The following is an 18,249-nucleotide window of genomic DNA, read 5'->3' as shown; positions in this document are numbered from 1 at the left end:
CATATGAATAAAGACCTGATGATTTACTTGCTCTCGGTAAGGGGTGGGGAAACCTGATAAGGGAGCGGAATGATATTCGCGACTTTCCAACTGTCAATTAGCCCTTGACGATTTGAATAAGCAGATCCAATCGCAATGCCACAATCGCCCCCACCGGCACCTGATGATTTTGCTTCATATTGATACGATTGGGCGATTTCAATTAATTGAGTTAAATGATTCGTTTCAAGTGGCAGTTGCCAATGGCGCGTCATCTTTCTTAATAAGTGACGCGCTTTAGCAATTCCTTTTTGAATGAGAGCCACATCGCCATTTTCTAAATCTTGGGCTAATTGTTGTACAGTCGCCTGAATATTGGCTAGAAATTGTTGATAGAGGTCACTTTCGGTGTCACGATGTTGTTGGTAACGATGGACTAATTCATCCGTCGAAGCCGGTGCGTCCGTCCAACCAATCACCAAGTCAACAGAGTGTGGGACCGTTAAATGGCTAATTGCTAACTGAGGCCAATCTTTAGCTAGTAATTGGGTTAAAGAAGGTGTTGCCTTGATTTGTTCGGCTAGCCATTGACGATCAGGGGATTGATAATAAATCCAACCACCATAAGCACTGGCAGCCAGATCACCAAAACTTCCCTTTGTAGACACCTTTAATGAAGCAATGGCCGCTAATTTATAGATAATTAATGGATTGGCTGAGTAACCATAGAAACGTAATAATGCCCGAATCGTACTGACGGTTACGGCACCACTTGAACCTAAACCATATTTACGACCATTTTCAGCTTCCAAATCGGTTTCATATTGAATATGATAATTTTGTAGAGGAAGATTTAATTCAACTAATAAACGTTCAACTGTTTCAATGGCACTTAAAACATAAGCCCAATGTCTTGGCCACATAGCAGAAGGCATTAAACCCGGTTGATTATGGGTAGAACGAGTATAGTTGAAAGGCTCATTTTGAATAGTTGTTGATTGTAAAGTTCCTGACAAATTATCAGTAGCTAAACTGACCGTACAAGACAAGTAAGCGTCTAATGCCACTAGTATCGCGGCCTGTCCTGGTTCTAAAATCGCATATTCTCCAGCAATATAGAGTTTTCCGGGAGTGGAGACGGTTTGCGTGACAAAAGCCTGTTCACTATCTATTTCTAATAATAAGTCTTTATAATGCATTTTGGGTTCTCCTAATCGATGGGTAATGGGCGCGGTGCCTCACCTGGATAAGCTTTGATGAGCTGTTCGGGTTTAAAATGAGTTAATAACTGTTTAGATAAGGCGTCGATTTCACTTTTACGGCATAAGACTTTTACATTTGGACCGGCATCCATAGTCGCGTAACATTCAAAACCTAAGTCTTCACGTAACGATTGCACAGCTTGTAAAGCGGTAATGGAATCCGGTGCCCAATAAGTAAGCGAAGGATTGGCAGCAATCGTTGTGGCATGCATTTTCATTGCATTATGTTCGGTTACTTCGCCTAAAGTTTTAAAATCTTTATCTTTAATGGCTTTTTTAATAAGGGCTAAGTCTTTTTCAACTTCTTGTGGCCATAAGGCAAAAAAAGGTGAAGTTTGAATGGTATGCTCCATACCCACACGACTACTAATTTTTTTCTTTTGATCATTAATCACAATGACTAACATTGCTATATCCCAGTCAGCATCAGCGATTTGTTCTGCATAACTTGAATCGGAGTCATCACCTTTGCCTTTATGCCATTCAACAAATCCACCAAATAAACTACGACTTGCACTACCAGAACCTTGACGGGCTATAGTGGAAAGAGTTCGTTGATCTAAATTAAGATTAAAAGCTTGATTGAGTGCACAAGCTAAGGCACTAAAGGCACTGGCAGAAGAAGCGAGACCCGCAGCAGTTGGGACATGGTTGACACTTTCAATATGAACATGTTCTTGGCTGCCAGCTAACTTACGGAATAAATCGACAAATTTTGATACTTTTTGAGTATCGGAATAACTTTGAGCGACACCATCTAAAGTAAAATAATCTTGTGATAAATTTGAATCGACAGTAACCTTCGTATCGGTATAAAAAGCATCTAAGGTTAATGATAAACTACTAGTCATCGGTAAAAACAATTCTTTATTGCGTTTTCCCCAATATTTGATTAAGGCGATATTGGTATTAGCACGATAGTAACCAATTTTCTTAGACAAAAGAATTCCTCCTTTATTAAAAAAATGCAGACCTTTAATTGTACGTACGAACACACTCACCAAAAGTCTACAAATCTATTTTTATTAACTTTCTAAATTTAAATACCATGTTTGAACAGCACCGGCTTCACGCATGGCACGTGCAACTTTACGGGCCATTTGTTTAGATTCTGCTAAGGCGATTAGACAACCTCCGCGTCCACTACCGGTTAGTTTTGCACCTAAAGCACCAGCCATCCAAGCGGCATTGACGATTTTATCGATATGGGTATTCGAAACCCCTAGTTGGTTAAGATAATAATGATTATAAGTCATTAAACGTCCTAATTCGATAACATTTTTCTGTGCAATCATTTGATAAGCTTGATGAACAAATTGTCCAATCGCTTTCATTGAATTATCAACAAAAAGTGGTTTGCGTTTACGTAACTCTGCTACATGTTGTACCGCTGAACGTGTTTGACCCGCTTGACCACTATCGGCCACGATTAAATAGGCCGGAATGTTTAATTCAAAATGATGTGGCGCTAAACTCTTGCGATAAATAATCGGCTGAGCCGTACTCGTCATTAAAGTATCAATCCCACTAGTTGACTGATGGGCAATCACTTCCGCTTGGTTAACGATAAATTGTAATTGGTAATCTGATAATTCCACTTTGAATAAATCAGCAATGGCTCTAACAACTGAAACTGATACCGCAGCGGACGAACCCATCCCACGTTCTTGCGGGATGTCACTGACAATTTTAATCGATAAAGACGGCTGTCCTAATTCAAAAGTTTCTAATGTTAACTCGATTGCTTTAACAATGTTTAATAAAATGCTAGGAGCCATTGAAATATCTCCAACAAAGTATTGGCAATCAAGTTCTATATAATCACGATCAGAGTGACGTGCAGTTGTATTCACTTTTACGGCAGGAAAAGGCAACGCAATAGCAGGATAATCATACACTACCGCATGTTCACCCATTAAGATAATTTTACTATGAGCGGTACCAACTCCGATTTCGTGTGAGTCTTGATCATGAAGGGGGACTTGACTTTCCTTTAGCGACTCAGACGATTCGAATTGCTCGATTGACACCGAAAAACCTCCTAAATTTAAGCGTCTGGTCAGAATTAAATCAACTTTCCAAAGCTTATAGTATTTATTTTTAGTATAGTACTTGAATGATATCAAACGCATCCGATGGAATGGGTTGATATCGATTGATTGATGGTACGGACAGACATTGAAAAGAAGCTCATTTTCAAGTTCTGACCCACTCTCAATATAATAACGATAATTTTCTAAAAAAGCGATAAAAAATAACCATTTTTTTGCGAAAGATTAAATATTTTATGTTACAATGGAAAAGCAAGTGCTTATCAATTGTATTTTGACATTGATAACATTAAGATTATAACAAAATATGTAGAAAAAGGAAAATCGAATGAAGTCACCATTATTTCAAAACTTTACTCGGGAAGAATGGCAACAATTACATCAAAATGGGCCATCCGTTTATACTATTGAACGATTGTCTGACTTGGTATCATTGAACGACCGCTTATCACAAAAAGATGTGAAAGAAGTATATGGTCCATTAGTAGATTATATTGATATGGTTTACCAAAATCAAGTTCGTCTTTTGAAGGAAAAACGTGCCTTTTTAGTCTCAAAAGAACCTGTTCGTAAAACCTTGCCACCTTTCATTATTGGTATTTGTGGGAGTGTTGCCGTGGGAAAAAGTACCACCGCACGTGTTTTAACTCAATTATTAGAACAATTCTATCCCGATTTAACGATTAACTATATGACAACAGACGGATTTTTGTATCCTAACGCTGAATTGGAACGTCGCAATCTGATGTCGCGTAAAGGATTTCCTGAAAGCTATAATATGCAATTATTATTAGACTTTATTAAACAGGTAAAAGTTAGTGATGAACCCGTCCAATATCCCATCTATTCACATTATATTTATGATATCGTGGAAGGGGAATATGAACTGATTCAAAATTCTGATATTCTTATTATTGAAGGAATCAATGTTCTACAATTACCACAAAATCAAGAAATCTATGTCAGTGATTTTTTTGATTTATCAATCTATGTTGATGCGAAGCAAGAGTTAATTCGTCAATGGTATATTGAACGATTTGATATGTTAATGGATTTAGCGCAACAAGAACCGGACAATTACTATCATGAGATGAGTAAATGGTCACGCAATCAAGCTCACGAATACGCTAGGAAAGTATGGCGTGAGGTAAACTTAGTCAATCTTAACGAACACATTTTACCAACAAGAGACCGTGCTGATGTGGTTATTCACAAGACTACTAATCACTATGTTGATAAAATTGCTGTACGAAAATATTAATTATTATGGAGGGAAAATTGTGACACAAACAATGACAGAAATGGAAAAAATTGTTGTTTTGGACTTTGGAAGCCAATACAATCAGTTAATCACACGACGTTTACGTGAATTTGGTGTATTTAGTGAATTATTACCTAATGATACCACTGCTGAAGAAATTAAAGCAGAAGGTAATGTTATCGGGGTAATTTTTTCAGGTGGACCGCATAGCGTATACGCAGCAGATGCTTTTACCGTTGATAAAGCCATTTTTGATTTAGGCATCCCTGTATTAGGGATTTGTTATGGTATGCAACTGACGACCCATTTATTTGGTGGAAAAGTTGAACCAGGTATTAAAAAGGAATACGGAACAGCTGCCATTGACGTGAAAAATATAGAAACAGGCTTATTTGCTGGTTTAAGTGAATCAGAAAATGTCTTAATGAGTCATGGTGACTTAATTACCCAAATACCTGAAGGATTTACAGTTACCGCATGCAATAGCCAAACCCCATTTGCTGCCTTTGAAAATGAAGAACGCCAAATTTATGGTGTACAGTTCCATCCAGAAGTACGTCACAGTATCCATGGTAATGAAATGTTACGTAATTTTGCCTTCAATATTTGTGAAGCTAAAGGCGATTGGTCAATGGAAAACTTCATTGAGATTGAAATTGCAAAAATTAGAGAACGTGTGGGTGACCGCAAAGTCTTATTAGGCTTATCCGGAGGTGTAGATTCCTCAGTTGTAGGTGTCTTATTACAAAAAGCCATTGGCGATCAATTAACCTGTATCTTTGTGGACCACGGCTTATTACGTAAAGGCGAAGGCGACCAAGTAATGGAAGCTTTAGGTGGAAAATTTGGCTTAAATATTATTCGTGTCAATGCCAAAGAACGCTTCTTGAATAAATTAGCAGGCGTTAGTGACCCAGAACAAAAACGTAAAATTATCGGTAATGAATTTGTCTATGTCTTTGATGATGAAGCGTCAAAATTACAAGGAGTAGACTTCTTAGCACAAGGTACTTTATATACCGATATTATTGAATCAGGAACTAAAACCGCCCAAACTATTAAATCACACCACAATGTCGGAGGATTACCAGAAGACATGCAATTTGAATTAATCGAACCATTGAATACTTTATTCAAAGATGAAGTTCGTGCATTAGGAACAGCTCTAGGAATGCCAGACTCTATTGTATGGCGTCAACCATTCCCAGGACCAGGATTAGGAATCCGTGTCTTAGGTGAAATTACAGAAGATAAATTAGAAATCGTGCGTGAATCAGATGCCATCTTACGTGAAGAAATCGCCAAAGCTGGCTTAGAACGCGATGTATGGCAATACTTTACTGTCTTACCAGGCATCCGCAGTGTCGGCGTAATGGGCGATGGCAGAACCTATGATTATACAATTGGTATCCGTGCTGTCACTTCAATCGATGGTATGACCAGTGATTTTGCACGCATCCCATGGGAAGTATTACAAGTGATCAGTGCCCGTATCGTCAATGAAGTAGCCCACGTCAACCGCGTAGTTTACGATATAACAAGTAAACCACCAGCAACAATTGAGTGGGAGTAGTAGAAGGAGAGCTGAAAACCCTTTGTTTACAAGGGTTTCGGCTCTTTACTCTATTTTCATTGCATTGTTATTGCATTATTTGTTTTTAATCCTTTACGTAGGTAACGAGCAGTGAATTGATTCTTGGGTGAAGTATCTTCATTTTCTGTTGCTGTTTGGTAAGACATAATACCTTCTAATTTATGGGCTACTTCAAAGTTGCTGTTAGGATACAAATGTCCGTAGGTGCCGAGTGTCGTTTCAATATCTTCATGCCCTAGGCGGTCTTTAATGATTAATGGGTTTTCGCCCATACTAATAAGTAAAGAAGCATGAGAGTGTCTTAAAGCATGTAATCTGATTCGATGAACCCCAGCTTTTTGTGAAAAACGTGTAATGGCATTCGCTAATGTATGCTTTTGTGTAGGGACACCATTATAGCTCATCACAAAATTGGTTTGAACGACAGATTGTTGCACGTCCTTCCATTCACGGAGTAACGTTAATGTATCTCCATCTAATGCAATATGACGAACACTAGCCTTTGTTTTTGGTTCTACAAAAGAATAGTTATCCAAATTCTTATAGTAAAGTGTTTTATCGATAGATAACAGACCTTTGTCAAAGTCAATATCTTCCCATTGAATCGCAGTGGCTTCTCCAATTCGCATGCCTGTCATAAATAAAAACCACAATGAAATAAATAAAAAATGTTGATAATAATCTTCTTTATAGAAAAGAGAGATGACTTTTTCAAATTCCTCTTTTGTCCAAAAGTCTATTTTTGTCTTTGTTTTCTTCACATTACCTACAATTTTTGATGGATTATTTTCAGCTAATCCTAAAACAACAGCGCGATCCATTGCCATAGAAAACAACCCTTGAACATTTCTAATATAAGAAGAACGATACTTCTTTTTAGATAACGCTAATTGCCATTTTTGAACATGAATCGGGGTAATCTCTGTTGTGATTAAGTTATTAAAAAAAGTGAAATGTTTTCTTACAGTCGGTAATCGATTATCGTACGTTCTTCCTTTTACTTGTGTTTTATACCAAGGTAAGAAAATATCTTCAATAAAATGTTGGAATAAAATGTCATCTTGCTTTTCTTCTAATGCATCTGATTTTGTAAGTAGTAACCTTGAATATTCTTCCCTTGCTTCTTTTTTAGTCTTAAAGCCACTGCGGTACTTCTGAATTTGCTTGCCAGTGATGGGGTGATACCCTAAATTTGCACGAAAATAATATGTTCCGTTCTTTGCCTTTTTGACGATATCTTTAGTCATGATTTCACTCCTTACGCAATTAGTGCAAGAAGTACAAATCACACATCTAAAGTTATTCCTAATACTTCCTCAACAGCTTCTTTAGGAACACGATCTAACTTTTTAGATTGATAATACGTGTGCCCTTTTGAAATCATTAGTTTTTTACATTCTCTAATGATATCAGCTGAAAAAGAGGGACCATAACCTAGTTCTATCAAGTCTTTTTTAGTGATTGTGACCATATGAACTCCTTTCCATAGACTAGGATATGCTATTTGATATCTGTCTATTATTATATCGCGTCTATAAAACTAATTCTAATACGTTGCGTGAATTTGGCTCTTGCACTAAAATAAAAAGCTTCTATTGTCATAACTTGATCGTTACTTTAACTTATCTTGCTAAAATGAATATCAAAAATCAGACGGCTGATGGTGCAGCTCCACGGGAATTTCACCCCTGCAAGTATTCCTTCCAGCTCTACTCATAGCTTGCGACGCTTCGAACGCTCGAACCATGACGGTAGAGGAGTATCATTATCCTACTGATGGGTTATCGCCAGCAATCTACCACAATTGCATTAGATTCATAGTTTATCGCTCGTTTCTTTCAAAAGTCATGGCGTATGAATCAAGTGGCTCATCATCAGCAGAATGTATCTGATTTATTGTTTATACTGCACAGCATTATCTTCTGCGCTTTCTTTGTCAAAGAACAATTTATGATTATTGAAAGGGAAAACCTAGCTATTATTTCATCAAATCTTGAAAGCTAAAACAGATTGCATAAGCTTTGAGCGTAAGCGATTACGTGTATCTTCATCGATGCCCCAATAAGTGTTCCCTTGCTCATCACGGAGCTTACGCATGGATAGGCTTGTCATATAGCTTCCATAATGTAGAATAACCGTCTTCATTGCTTCAGCTTCACCCTTATTTGCAGCTAAAATAATTGGGTATGGCAATAAACCACGTTCATTTTCTTTCGTGTTAGCATCAATCATCCCAGTCATCTGCATGTTCCTCCAAAAATCGTTTTAACCTTTCAAAAGAGCTTGTCCGTCTATACTGAACTGTACTACGTGGAATATCGAGTAGTTCAGCTATTTCTACATCTGATTTTTCAAAAAAGTAGTATAGTAGGACCGTCTTACGCTTTTCTTTTGGCAAAGCACGCAACGCCTTAGCAAGTAATTTTGGAGTGATTTTCTTCCCAGCCACTTGAAAACTTTCTCCTTCTTCTCCTTCATATTGCTTATCTAAGGTATAAAGTTGCTTTTCTTCTCGTGGGGTGAGATTAGAAAATGTCATTTCCTTTGTTTGTCTTTGTTGCCTTTCGTTGTAAATATTGATTGCTTCATTTTTCAAGACACGTTTACAAAAGGCATTAAATGCACAGCGAACTTGCCATTCGGTACGATCTGGTTCTATCATGCATTTCCTCTCCCTTCGCAGCGGCAAAGGTGGGTGGTGATTTCCCCTTTCATAACCTTCAACAAGATTTTTTATGAAATGCCAAATATCAAAGAAAATTTCTCGAAAAAAATACCCAGCTGAATTTAAAGTCAGCTGGGCATAAAAAATTAAATATCCAAAAGGATATTGTAAGCTTGCAAGTAATGGACAAGTTAATGAAGTGAAAATTTAGCACTTTTTTTATGGTATAAGATGCTTCAAAGTAAATAGACAAAATAAAAAACACGACGGTATCCTCCTTCATACCACCGTATCTTTTAAAAAATCCAATATATCAAACTAAATTTTTTGAGAAAGAAGCGGCGGTTTTGAATTTTCAGTCTTATAAACCGTCGCTTGTTTCTATACTTTATATAGTTTAATACTTTAAACAACGGTTTTATGTTAAAAGTGTGAATTCTTTAAAAATAATCATTTAAAATAGCTCCTTCAATTAAATTTAATCAGAACATTAAATCAATCTAATTTATTTTTTTCCTTTAAAAGTGTCTGAAATTCCTTTTCTAATTCTTCAGAAGGCTCAATACTTAGACGACTGAGTACTTCTGAAATTCTAGTTTCCAATAAGAGTTTTTTATCTTTTTTTATCTTTTTTTCTTGACTTATTTTGGGTGGTTCAAGCTTAAATTGTTGATAGGTTCCTTCAAATACGTTTATTTTTTTATTTTTAATTTCCATGATACGATCAGCGAGCTTTTCAATAAAATATCGATCGTGAGATACCAAAAGAATAGTTCCCTTATAGTTATTTAAAAGTTCCTCTAATGCTTGCACTGACTCAATATCAAGATGATTCGTTGGTTCATCTAAAATCAAAAAATTTACATCACTTACAAATAATTTTGCCAAAGCTACTTTCACGCGTTCACCACCACTTAGTACCTTTACTTGTTTATATACATCATCCCGAAAAAAATGTAAGCGAGCCAGGATGATTCTAATCAATGTTTCGGATTGAGTAGATGTAGAAGATACATTTTCCAAAATCGTTTGATTATCATTCAATACATCTAAATTTTGACTAAAATAACCTATTTTAACTGCTGGTGAAATCGTAATACCATTAGCTTGTTGAAGTATTTTCTTTACTAATGTTGTTTTTCCACTACCAATGTCGCCGATCAGTGCAATTTTATCCCCACTTTTGACATCTAATCGATTTATTCTCCATAAAATACGTCCGCCTATCCTCGCAACAACATCATCCATCTGTAAAATAAACCTTCCTTGTAATGTATCTTCGTTTACTAAATTCATTTGGATTGGAGGGCTATCTTTTGGCTTTTCAACACTTGGTAATTGTTCAATCCTTTTTTCTAACGCCTTAGATGAACTTCGCAACTTTTTTTGCTTATTAGCATAATGTGTTTTCACACCTTTAATTCTTGCTTCGGATGCACTAACGTTCTTAGGTTTTTTTGTTGCTCGTTGTGCTCTTTGCTCTGTTAATTCTGCAGCGGCTTTTAGTTGCTGCTTCTTACTTACATATTTTTCATATTCTCGTTCTTGTTCTTTTCTTAATCTTTCTTTCTGTTTTATAAAGTTCGAATAGTTTCCTTGATAAATATTGATTATTCCATCATCAATCTCCCATATACTTGTGCAAAGAGAATCTAAAAATGCACGATCATGGGAAACAATGATAAATGCTCCATTCCAATCATTTAGGATTCCTTCCAATGCTTCAATACTACTTGTATCAAGATTTGTAGTAGGTTCATCTGCAAGTAGTAGGTTAGGTTTTTTATCAAGCGCTTTTTGAATATATTTTTTAGTTAATTCACCACCACTTTTAGTCGAATTCACCTGTTTTAACTGTGGTATAAGCTCACAAGTAGAGTATTGAGTAACAGTCCCTTTTTCCGGAGAAATTGTTTTAGATAATATTTCGAGCAACGTTGTTTTTCCATTGCCATTCCGTCCAACTAATCCAATTCGATCGTTTTGATGAACTTGTAAGTGATCAATATCTAACAATAAACGGTCTTGAACATAATGTTTTATATGAAAAGCTTCTAGTAAAAGCATACAGACATCTCCTTTTATATATTTAGGAGACAAAAAAATGCCTCCTATTGAAAATCAGAATAGGAGGCATCATTCAAATATAGATAGATATACCTAAAAAAGACAGGTCTTTTAGGCATAACCAACTATAAGAAATACAATCCTATTCTGAAAATGACAATTGAAGGCACCTCAAATAAAATAGAGCCCATATAACTAATAACCTTCAATTGTTTGATTTCATAAATAGGATTAGTACGCCATTGTAGTTGGTTCACCCTTTCTTATAATTAATTCTACCCTAACTAAGATCCCTACAATTGTCAAATGTTAATGTTTTAAATCATGTCATTTTTAAATGAGGCTATATTGATTTATTATTTAATAACCATCCAATTTGTATCTTTTTCTAACGTGATTGAATATTGGGAAAGCTGTGTTGCCTTTGTCGCTTCGTCAATATATTCAACAGTAACCCAGACTTTTATTTGATGATCTACTGTCTGAAATACTGGGTGGACTAGCTCTGAAAATAAATAATTCTTACCGATCGGTGGTAAGGCATTATTTTTCACATAATAAGCAAGTTCTTTTTCCGTGGCAGTTGGATAAAATGTAAAGAATGTCTCTAGAAACTCTGTCACTTCCTGTATAGTATCGGAATCGACTGTACCATTACTTTCAGGTTGTTCTGGCTCATAATCTGACTTATTCGGGATGTTCCACATAGTTGGGCTTTGTATAACCACTAAGTTTCCGACATTATCTTGATGAAGCAAAATTCGATAGGTAGAACGAATCCTTTGGCTATCTTCATCTTCTGTAATATTTTGATCTACCGAATATACAACTGCATAGGTATTATCACTTTCTGGTGATACTGACCAGATATCAACACCACTCACACTGGAACTAGTAGGAATATCATCTCTTACGGTATCGTTATTTAAAGCCTGTAAATCCTCTGTCAGGTAGTTATTAATCTTTTCCGTACGTTGTTCAATGGAAGCTTTTTCGTTTTGCCATGTGTAGTAGTCTTTGACAAAGTTTTTCGTAAAACTTTCTATGGCACTCGTATCCATAATTTTTGTTTCAATGATTTCTCTTTCATGAACAGTATGCTGATCAATCGCTGTAAAGTTTTTATAAATGGCAAAGGCAAGACTGCCAATGAGTAGCACCCATAAAATAGTTACTATTTTTTTGCGTGTGCCAACAGTCCGTACTTTCGTTTTTTTAGGTTTTGTTTCTAGCATTTGTTTTTCTTTTTTCTTAAAAATACCTTTCATTTGGTTCAATCCTTTCTATTATTTAATACGTCCAACTCCAATAAGATGCTTTTGCCAGTAAGCATTAGTTAAATCTGCATAACCAATCGGGTCACCAGCTTGGTACATCTGATTATTTCCAAGATAGATTCCTACATGTGTGACATACGTTCCTGCATTATATGTGGAATGAAAAAACACTAAATCACCAGGCTTTGCTTCTGATAAAGGAATCGACTCGGTCGCGTCATATTGCTGCTGTGCTGTTCTGGGTAAATTAATCCCTGCTTTCTGGTAACTCCACTGTGTCAGTCCACTACAATCGAAAGAGGTACTCGGATTGTCTCCCCCAAAGACATAGGGATATCCCTCATACTTTAGAGCTTCATCCATAACGATCTGAACCATTTCATCATCAAATTGAGGCGAAATGAAATATTGACTTACTAAATCGACATAAAACATATTGCCATAACGGTAACGCCAACCGCCGTTTTTCTTTACGGCTATTGGATTCGAGTAAGTGACTTTGCTGCCACCTGAACGTTCTTTTGCAAAATTTTCGGCTAATCCAAAGCTGTATTGTGCGTCTCTTTTTGCAACGTAATCAATAAAAGCGCCGCCATAATTATAGGCTTGGATGACTGTATGTCCATCGACACGGCTTGCTTCTGCGGAACGTAACAAATCTGAAAAGTATTTTGTTCCTTGTTGAATAGAAGCTTCGGTATCTAAGGAATTAGGTGGTAATCCCAGCGATTCACTCGACTGCATTACATCTGGCAATTTACCACCACTTTCTACTTCAATAATGGCAAGTAGGGTAGGTACATACTCACTAATTCCGTATTCTTGTGCATATTTCTCCACCATTGGCTGATGTCTTAACACGTCTTTGGAGACCGATACATCGCCTGTATCATGAATGAAATCACCGCCATCTGATGAATGTTCTTCATTGGAGATAAAGATAGCTACAAATGCTAACAGTCCTAAAAAGGCAAGAAAACCTAATCCTCCAACAATTAACATGACCTTTAATCTAATGACTTTCATTAGCGTTTCCTCCTAGTTGCATGGATTGGACGCTTACTGATTTGCTTTTGATTTGTACGTTTCAACGGTTTAGCAGGACGCTTGATAATTGTCCGACTATTTTTTGGTCGAGAACGTTCTTCACGGGGAGATCGGTTTTCTTTTTTAACAGGTTGTTTGGGATGATCAGTAAAATGTTCTTTTCTGTCTGGACTCGATAACTGTCGTTGTAATTTGAAATGTTTCATATGCTCGTTTTTTGTGACAGGTCTTGTCTTTTGTTTTTGTTGAACAGCTGGATTCTTTAATCTATCCTCATGTAAAGATTCATTAACCCCATGTGTGATTGGTCGCTCATGAATGGGTCTATCACGAGAAATCGTGTACTTTTTATCCAATGCCTGTCGCCTATCTGCAATTGTTTGACGATGTTTTGCTTGACGGTCTGCATGTGTTTTTTGTCTCTTTTCCTTTGCTTGTTTCATGCCTTCTTTAAAATCACGGGCAGGCTTTGTAAGCTGTTCTTTTCCTTGCATCACCGCATATTGGGTAGTAGTCGGTAAATCATGTAGTTGTTCTTTACGATGATCTATATTCGCACGGAACTGATTTTTCGCACCAACTATTTTCCCTGTGACTTGACCCATTTTCTGACTTAAAGATGTTGGTTTCGTCCGATCAGTTGGACGTTCTTTATTATCTTTTGTAGTCGATGTTAATCGTTGCAATGGGCGTAGGGGAGAGGACGAACCTTTTGTTTGCTTTGATTTTCCAACCATTGTCCCAACGGTTGCTCCAGCAGTTGCCCCTGCAAGAGTGCGTCCAATTGTTCGCTGTAATCGACGGCTGCCCCGATTGAATATTCGGTAAGGACGACGCATGACTTGACGTCCGACTTGTTGCGAGTCATTACTTTGCAGTTTAAACATGCTCATAATGTCACCGAGTTTCATGTAAATGCCTGCAAATGTCACGATCTGCAAAAAGGCAATCAAGAAAAATGGATAACTCGTTGTTAAGCTGTAAAGCATGGATGAAATGCTAAAGGCAATTGTAATAATTAATGTAATTCCAGCACGGAGCATAATCACATTAAACAATTTCATAATCGCCTGTTTTCCCATGTTTTCAAAAGTCGGTATCATGGAAAGTAAAAAACTAATGGGCAGAAACATCGCATAGATAATAAACAGAATTTGCGAGAAAATCATAATTCCTGATAGAAGAAACACAAAAATTGAAATCCCAATATTGAATAGAAATAAAAAGAAGACCATTCCTAAACGTGTGGTGGTTTTCGTAATCGTTAAGTTTTTATTGTCGTGGTCCTCAATTTCTGATTTGACGGCATCTTCACGATCCTTTCCATTATTCGTATCAGGATTGATTGAAACTAAGTTTTCAACACGCTCTTCACCAATTGTTTCTTTATTCGAATCATCAAACTGCAACAACATCCACGGCTGTTCCACTTGAATGGAAAAAAGGTTATTCCGTATCAAATCGACACTATCTTTTCCTTGACTACTCGAATTCGGCATCAAAATTTTTGTTCCTAGGTCCAAACTTGCTTGATTAATATCAGCAGAAAAGTCATTGATTTTCGTAATATACGTTGGAGCATAGGCGATAAAAGAAGCTGACAAAATAAACACAACTAAAAAGTTTAGAATCGCTCGAATGGCTTTCGTCGTTTCCCGTTTCATTAAACCTGTATAGGCCACATAAATGCCTATCACTAAAATGAAAAGAAGCAAGAAGCCTACATAAAATCCAGAACTGCTGAAGCCGCTTGCCGTAATCCCAGCTAATGTTTGCATGTTTTTCCCGATAGCATCTGCCGTTTGTGATATAAAGTCGAGAGAATAAGCTTGTTGGATTAAGTAGCCTGTTGCATTAGACAAATACAAACTTATAATCCAGATGAAGTTTGTTATCGTGTATAGCCCATACATGACTTGTTTTCCGATTCCATCATTCCAATTCCACGGAAGCCAATCCCAACCTGTGTCCACATAAAAATCTAATTGATAATGGTCAAGGGCATATTTAGAATACAGATTATCTTCTGATACCGTATCATCAACTAATCCAGCTGCTTGAGCAAATGTACCAAGTAAAAGAAGACATAGAAAAACGGCAGCACCAATTAGTACTACCGTCAAGACAATCCTTTTCCATTTTTGTTTATTCAAATTACTCGCCACCTTTCTTCTCCTGTGTTGGTGGACGCGTGTCAAAAGCATGAAATAAATCTTCAAAGACAGGATGGACTTGAATAATACCCACACGTCCATATAAGTCTTGGATTAAACATTGCCCATTTTCCAATTCTCGTAATCGTCTTTGATTGGATTCATCTTCCGCATCCACACCAAAGAATTGAAGGGTTTTCTTTATTTCTGTCATATCTCTAGAGCGAAAGGCGAACTTTACACCGATATTATTTTTGAGCTTTTCATCGGTTAAATCATCCGCATTCTGTGTAACAAAGTAGACACCAGCATTCATTGCGCGACCTGCTCGTACTAGTTTGTTAGATAAAGTCTTTCCTTGTGCGACTTGTAGAAAGCTCCATGCTTCATCCAAATCAACAATTTTGAAAATGCTACGGTCGGAATGGATAAAGTCTAATGCAAAAGTAGAAATAACTATTAGCATAGCGACACTAAGCAACTCCATCGTCGTATATTCTTCAAAACCTGTTTCCGCATCTGGTAATACTAAATCCGCCACTTGAATCATATTCAATTGTTTTTCTAAACTAATCGAATTTTCCACAGTCCCATCCGAAAACAGGAGGTGAGCGAAGTCATAGTCGGTAAAACTTTCTATGTGGTCAGCAATGGGACCAGCTAACGGATTGGGATCACTTCTAAGTTCATGAATCACAAGAAGCAAACCACGTTCCTCCTGTTGACCAACAGCTCGAATCGCTCGTCGTAATACTGGGAATTTATCTCCATCCCGACTGGATATACCTGTGAGGAAGGTAAGAATATCAATCGCAAGACTTTCCGAATCCTTTTTCTTTTTCATAATGACAAAAGGATCAAGTAGTCCTTTGTTGCTTTCCTCACTCGTTAGATTAACAATATTTATTTCATGAGCAATTTCAGGCAACGTTTCTTTCCAGTTTCCCCGTTCTGCTTTTGGGTCAACTATTAAGGCTTGACCACCATACAGTACGGCATAATAGACTAGTAAGTTGTTAGAGAATGATTTCCCACCACCAAGTGAACCTAAGAAAGCAGAAGCTAACGCATTGGTGACGGAACCTTTCACACCTTGACTGGCTAGGCTTGGGTTGAGATACACATTTCTTCCTGTATCTAAGTTGTAACCAAAATAAATACCTTCCGTTTCTCCTAGCATTTGTGTTGCACCAAATCCAAGTCCTGACAAAAAGTCAGAAGTCACGTATTGGATATAATCATTCATATACCGTTTACTGGCTGGGATAAATTCACTGTGTAAACCGATCATATCTCCAAATGGACGAACAAGTTTTACATTTAAATCATCATAAAAATCTTTTACCTCATTACAACGCTGTTTCAGTTCGTCTATATTAGAAGCAGACACGCGAATCACGTAGCTTAACTTGTACATCGATTCTTTACTTTGATCGAGCACATCTTCTAGTTCATTTACCTGTTCCAACGCATCGATGACATTGCTGCCTGTTTCATTATCGGATTCCCAAGCATGGTTATCCAAGTCTTTGAGTTCCTTTTTCTTGTTCCGAACGGTAGATAATGCCTTTTTGTTCGTTACAATTTCTACGTTCATGGATGTATCGATTGGAAAATCGAATTGTTGTTGTTGATAATAAAAGATTTCATCCGATGGAAACTCAAGATCGCCAACAATCGAATTAATCGTAAAGTAAGCCACATATGTTGTCTGTTCTTCCTGTTCGATTTTTAAATAACGTTGATTTTCCTCAATCAAACAACGAGACGGTTTAATTAGATCATAACGCTTTACTAAAGTTTCCTTTTTTAATTTCATTAGAGGGAGGGCATAGTCATATTCGTCATAAGCAATTCCCGTTTGTCCATGAAGATGTTCAATCAGATAGCCAAAGTCATTTTTATCTAGAGGGCGTACTTTAAAACGCCTAGATATTTTGTTTTGTAATAACGATTCCATTTTAGAAAAACGTCTAATTTCTTCATGTGGCATCGAGACAAAATCTCCCATTAAGTGGTGGTTTACATCACGGACAAATGAAGATAGTGAATTTTTAATGCTTTTCCCCATTGCTTTCATACTGACTTCTTCTTCATTCAGCAACAGTTTAAAACCGATAAAAAAACGATAGTCTACTTGATGTTCACCAATCATAGAAACTAAAGCTTCCGTTTGGTCATCAATACGCTCATAAGCAACTTCTTTTAATCGTCCTGTCACTAACTCTTTACTTCGTTCCTGTACCGATCGGATACTGCTTGCCGTACTAATTTGTAAAGCATGAATTTTTCCATCTTGATTTTGTGCAATTAATTGACGGAAGTGATCGTGTACTTGTATTTTTTCGTCTGGTGAAAGAAACGAATAATTATAAGGGAGTAATTCATAATACACAAAACATTCCCCATCATGGTTAAAGACAAGATTATTTTCAATATATTTAATCGGATAACGCATGGATTTCACTCCTGACAGCCGTTAAGTTTTCATTTACCTTTACATGTTGTAGTTTGATAGGTTTTCCTGCATAGGTAATTTTAGGTCGAAACCAATAGGTCAATGCAGATTTAAGAAAGCTATACGGCTTTTTGCCATCAAATGTCTTTTGACTCATAAACCATGTCAAACCAACTGGAATTCCGACATATTTTAATAACGCTCCATCGATTAAAGAGAGTGGGGGAAGATTCCCAAGTAACATTACCATCAGTAGAGAGAGAACAAACCATGACATTTGATTGAATGTTACCGGAAAAGGTAAACGAAAATCATTAATGGCATAAATCACTTTTTCGACTGACCAAATACGGGTATAACTTTTTAGTTTTTTCACATGAAATCATCCTTTCGTACATAGAGAAAGCAGCCTGTACGATAACAAGCTGCTTTTCC

Annotated in this window: 15 protein-coding genes; 2 read left to right on the top strand and 13 right to left on the bottom strand. The window is 36.8% G+C overall.

All coding sequences use genetic code 11. The annotated features are described in order from the left end of the window. Nucleotides 1–23 precede the first annotated feature (23 nt). The 3 genes from CYJ72_RS03615 to mvk form a co-directional block, all read right to left on the bottom strand. Nucleotides 24–1,178, bottom strand: coding sequence for a phosphomevalonate kinase (locus CYJ72_RS03615; protein ID WP_284630513.1), 1,155 nt, complete (start codon nt 1,176–1,178; stop codon nt 24–26). 11 nt (nt 1,179–1,189) lie between these two features. After that, a complete protein-coding gene (gene mvaD, locus CYJ72_RS03610) occupies nt 1,190–2,182 on the bottom strand; it encodes a diphosphomevalonate decarboxylase (protein ID WP_306306901.1) in 993 nt (330 codons plus the stop codon). 84 nt (nt 2,183–2,266) lie between these two features. Next, nucleotides 2,267–3,271 (bottom strand): mevalonate kinase, encoded by a 1,005-nt coding sequence (gene mvk / locus CYJ72_RS03605; protein WP_245631271.1) that lies wholly within the window; start codon nt 3,269–3,271, stop codon nt 2,267–2,269. 349 nt (nt 3,272–3,620) lie between these two features. Between mvk and coaA the strand changes: the two genes are divergently transcribed. Together coaA and guaA are read left to right on the top strand one after the other, a co-directional pair. Next, complete coding sequence (gene coaA / locus CYJ72_RS03600; RefSeq protein ID WP_284630510.1) at nt 3,621–4,553, top strand: type I pantothenate kinase; 933 nt, start codon at nt 3,621–3,623, stop codon at nt 4,551–4,553. Between the two features lie 31 nt (nt 4,554–4,584). After that, nucleotides 4,585–6,126: a glutamine-hydrolyzing GMP synthase gene (gene guaA / locus CYJ72_RS03595; protein ID WP_284630877.1), complete on the top strand. Its 1,542-nt coding sequence runs from the start codon at nt 4,585–4,587 to the stop codon at nt 6,124–6,126. A gap of 56 nt (nt 6,127–6,182) precedes the next feature. Here guaA and CYJ72_RS03590 read toward each other — a convergent pair whose 3' ends face one another. From CYJ72_RS03590 to CYJ72_RS03545, 10 genes are all read right to left on the bottom strand, one after another. Continuing rightward, nucleotides 6,183–7,394, bottom strand: a complete 1,212-nt coding sequence (locus CYJ72_RS03590) for a tyrosine-type recombinase/integrase (RefSeq protein WP_101813524.1) — start codon at nt 7,392–7,394, stop codon at nt 6,183–6,185. 38 nt (nt 7,395–7,432) lie between these two features. After that, nucleotides 7,433–7,618, bottom strand: a complete 186-nt coding sequence (locus tag CYJ72_RS03585; RefSeq protein WP_101813525.1) for a DUF3173 domain-containing protein — start codon at nt 7,616–7,618, stop codon at nt 7,433–7,435. Nucleotides 7,619–8,133: 515 nt separating this feature from the next. Then, complete coding sequence (locus CYJ72_RS03580; RefSeq protein ID WP_102227847.1) at nt 8,134–8,388, bottom strand: helix-turn-helix domain-containing protein; 255 nt, start codon at nt 8,386–8,388, stop codon at nt 8,134–8,136. Continuing rightward, nucleotides 8,372–8,809, bottom strand: coding sequence for an RNA polymerase sigma factor (locus CYJ72_RS03575; RefSeq protein WP_101813526.1), 438 nt, complete (start codon nt 8,807–8,809; stop codon nt 8,372–8,374). The genes CYJ72_RS03580 and CYJ72_RS03575 overlap by 17 nt, the downstream gene beginning before the upstream one ends. 498 nt (nt 8,810–9,307) lie before the next feature. Further along, a complete protein-coding gene (locus tag CYJ72_RS03570; RefSeq protein WP_284630876.1) occupies nt 9,308–10,879 on the bottom strand; it encodes a Vga family ABC-F type ribosomal protection protein in 1,572 nt (523 codons plus the stop codon). A gap of 356 nt (nt 10,880–11,235) precedes the next feature. Then, entirely contained in the window at nt 11,236–12,147 is a 912-nt protein-coding gene (locus tag CYJ72_RS03565) for a conjugal transfer protein (protein WP_431606502.1), read from the bottom strand. A gap of 18 nt (nt 12,148–12,165) precedes the next feature. Continuing rightward, a complete protein-coding gene (locus tag CYJ72_RS03560) occupies nt 12,166–13,173 on the bottom strand; it encodes a bifunctional lytic transglycosylase/C40 family peptidase (RefSeq protein WP_180764806.1) in 1,008 nt (335 codons plus the stop codon). Between the two features lie 8 nt (nt 13,174–13,181). After that, nucleotides 13,182–15,407, bottom strand: a complete 2,226-nt coding sequence (locus CYJ72_RS03555) for a CD3337/EF1877 family mobilome membrane protein (protein ID WP_284630505.1) — start codon at nt 15,405–15,407, stop codon at nt 13,182–13,184. Then, nucleotides 15,358–17,814, bottom strand: a complete 2,457-nt coding sequence (gene tcpF, locus CYJ72_RS03550; protein WP_102227849.1) for a conjugal transfer ATPase TcpF — start codon at nt 17,812–17,814, stop codon at nt 15,358–15,360. Before tcpF ends, CYJ72_RS03555 begins: the two co-directional genes overlap by 50 nt. Then, complete coding sequence (locus CYJ72_RS03545) at nt 17,798–18,190, bottom strand: conjugal transfer protein (protein ID WP_101813530.1); 393 nt, start codon at nt 18,188–18,190, stop codon at nt 17,798–17,800. Before CYJ72_RS03545 ends, tcpF begins: the two co-directional genes overlap by 17 nt. Nucleotides 18,191–18,249: the final 59 nt, after the last annotated feature.

Source organism: Globicatella sanguinis (assembly GCF_002847845.2).
Classification (GTDB): Bacteria; Bacillota; Bacilli; order Lactobacillales; family Aerococcaceae; genus Globicatella; species Globicatella sanguinis.
The sequence above is the reverse complement of the archived record's forward strand: the minus strand, read 5'-3'. Positions and strand labels throughout refer to the sequence as shown.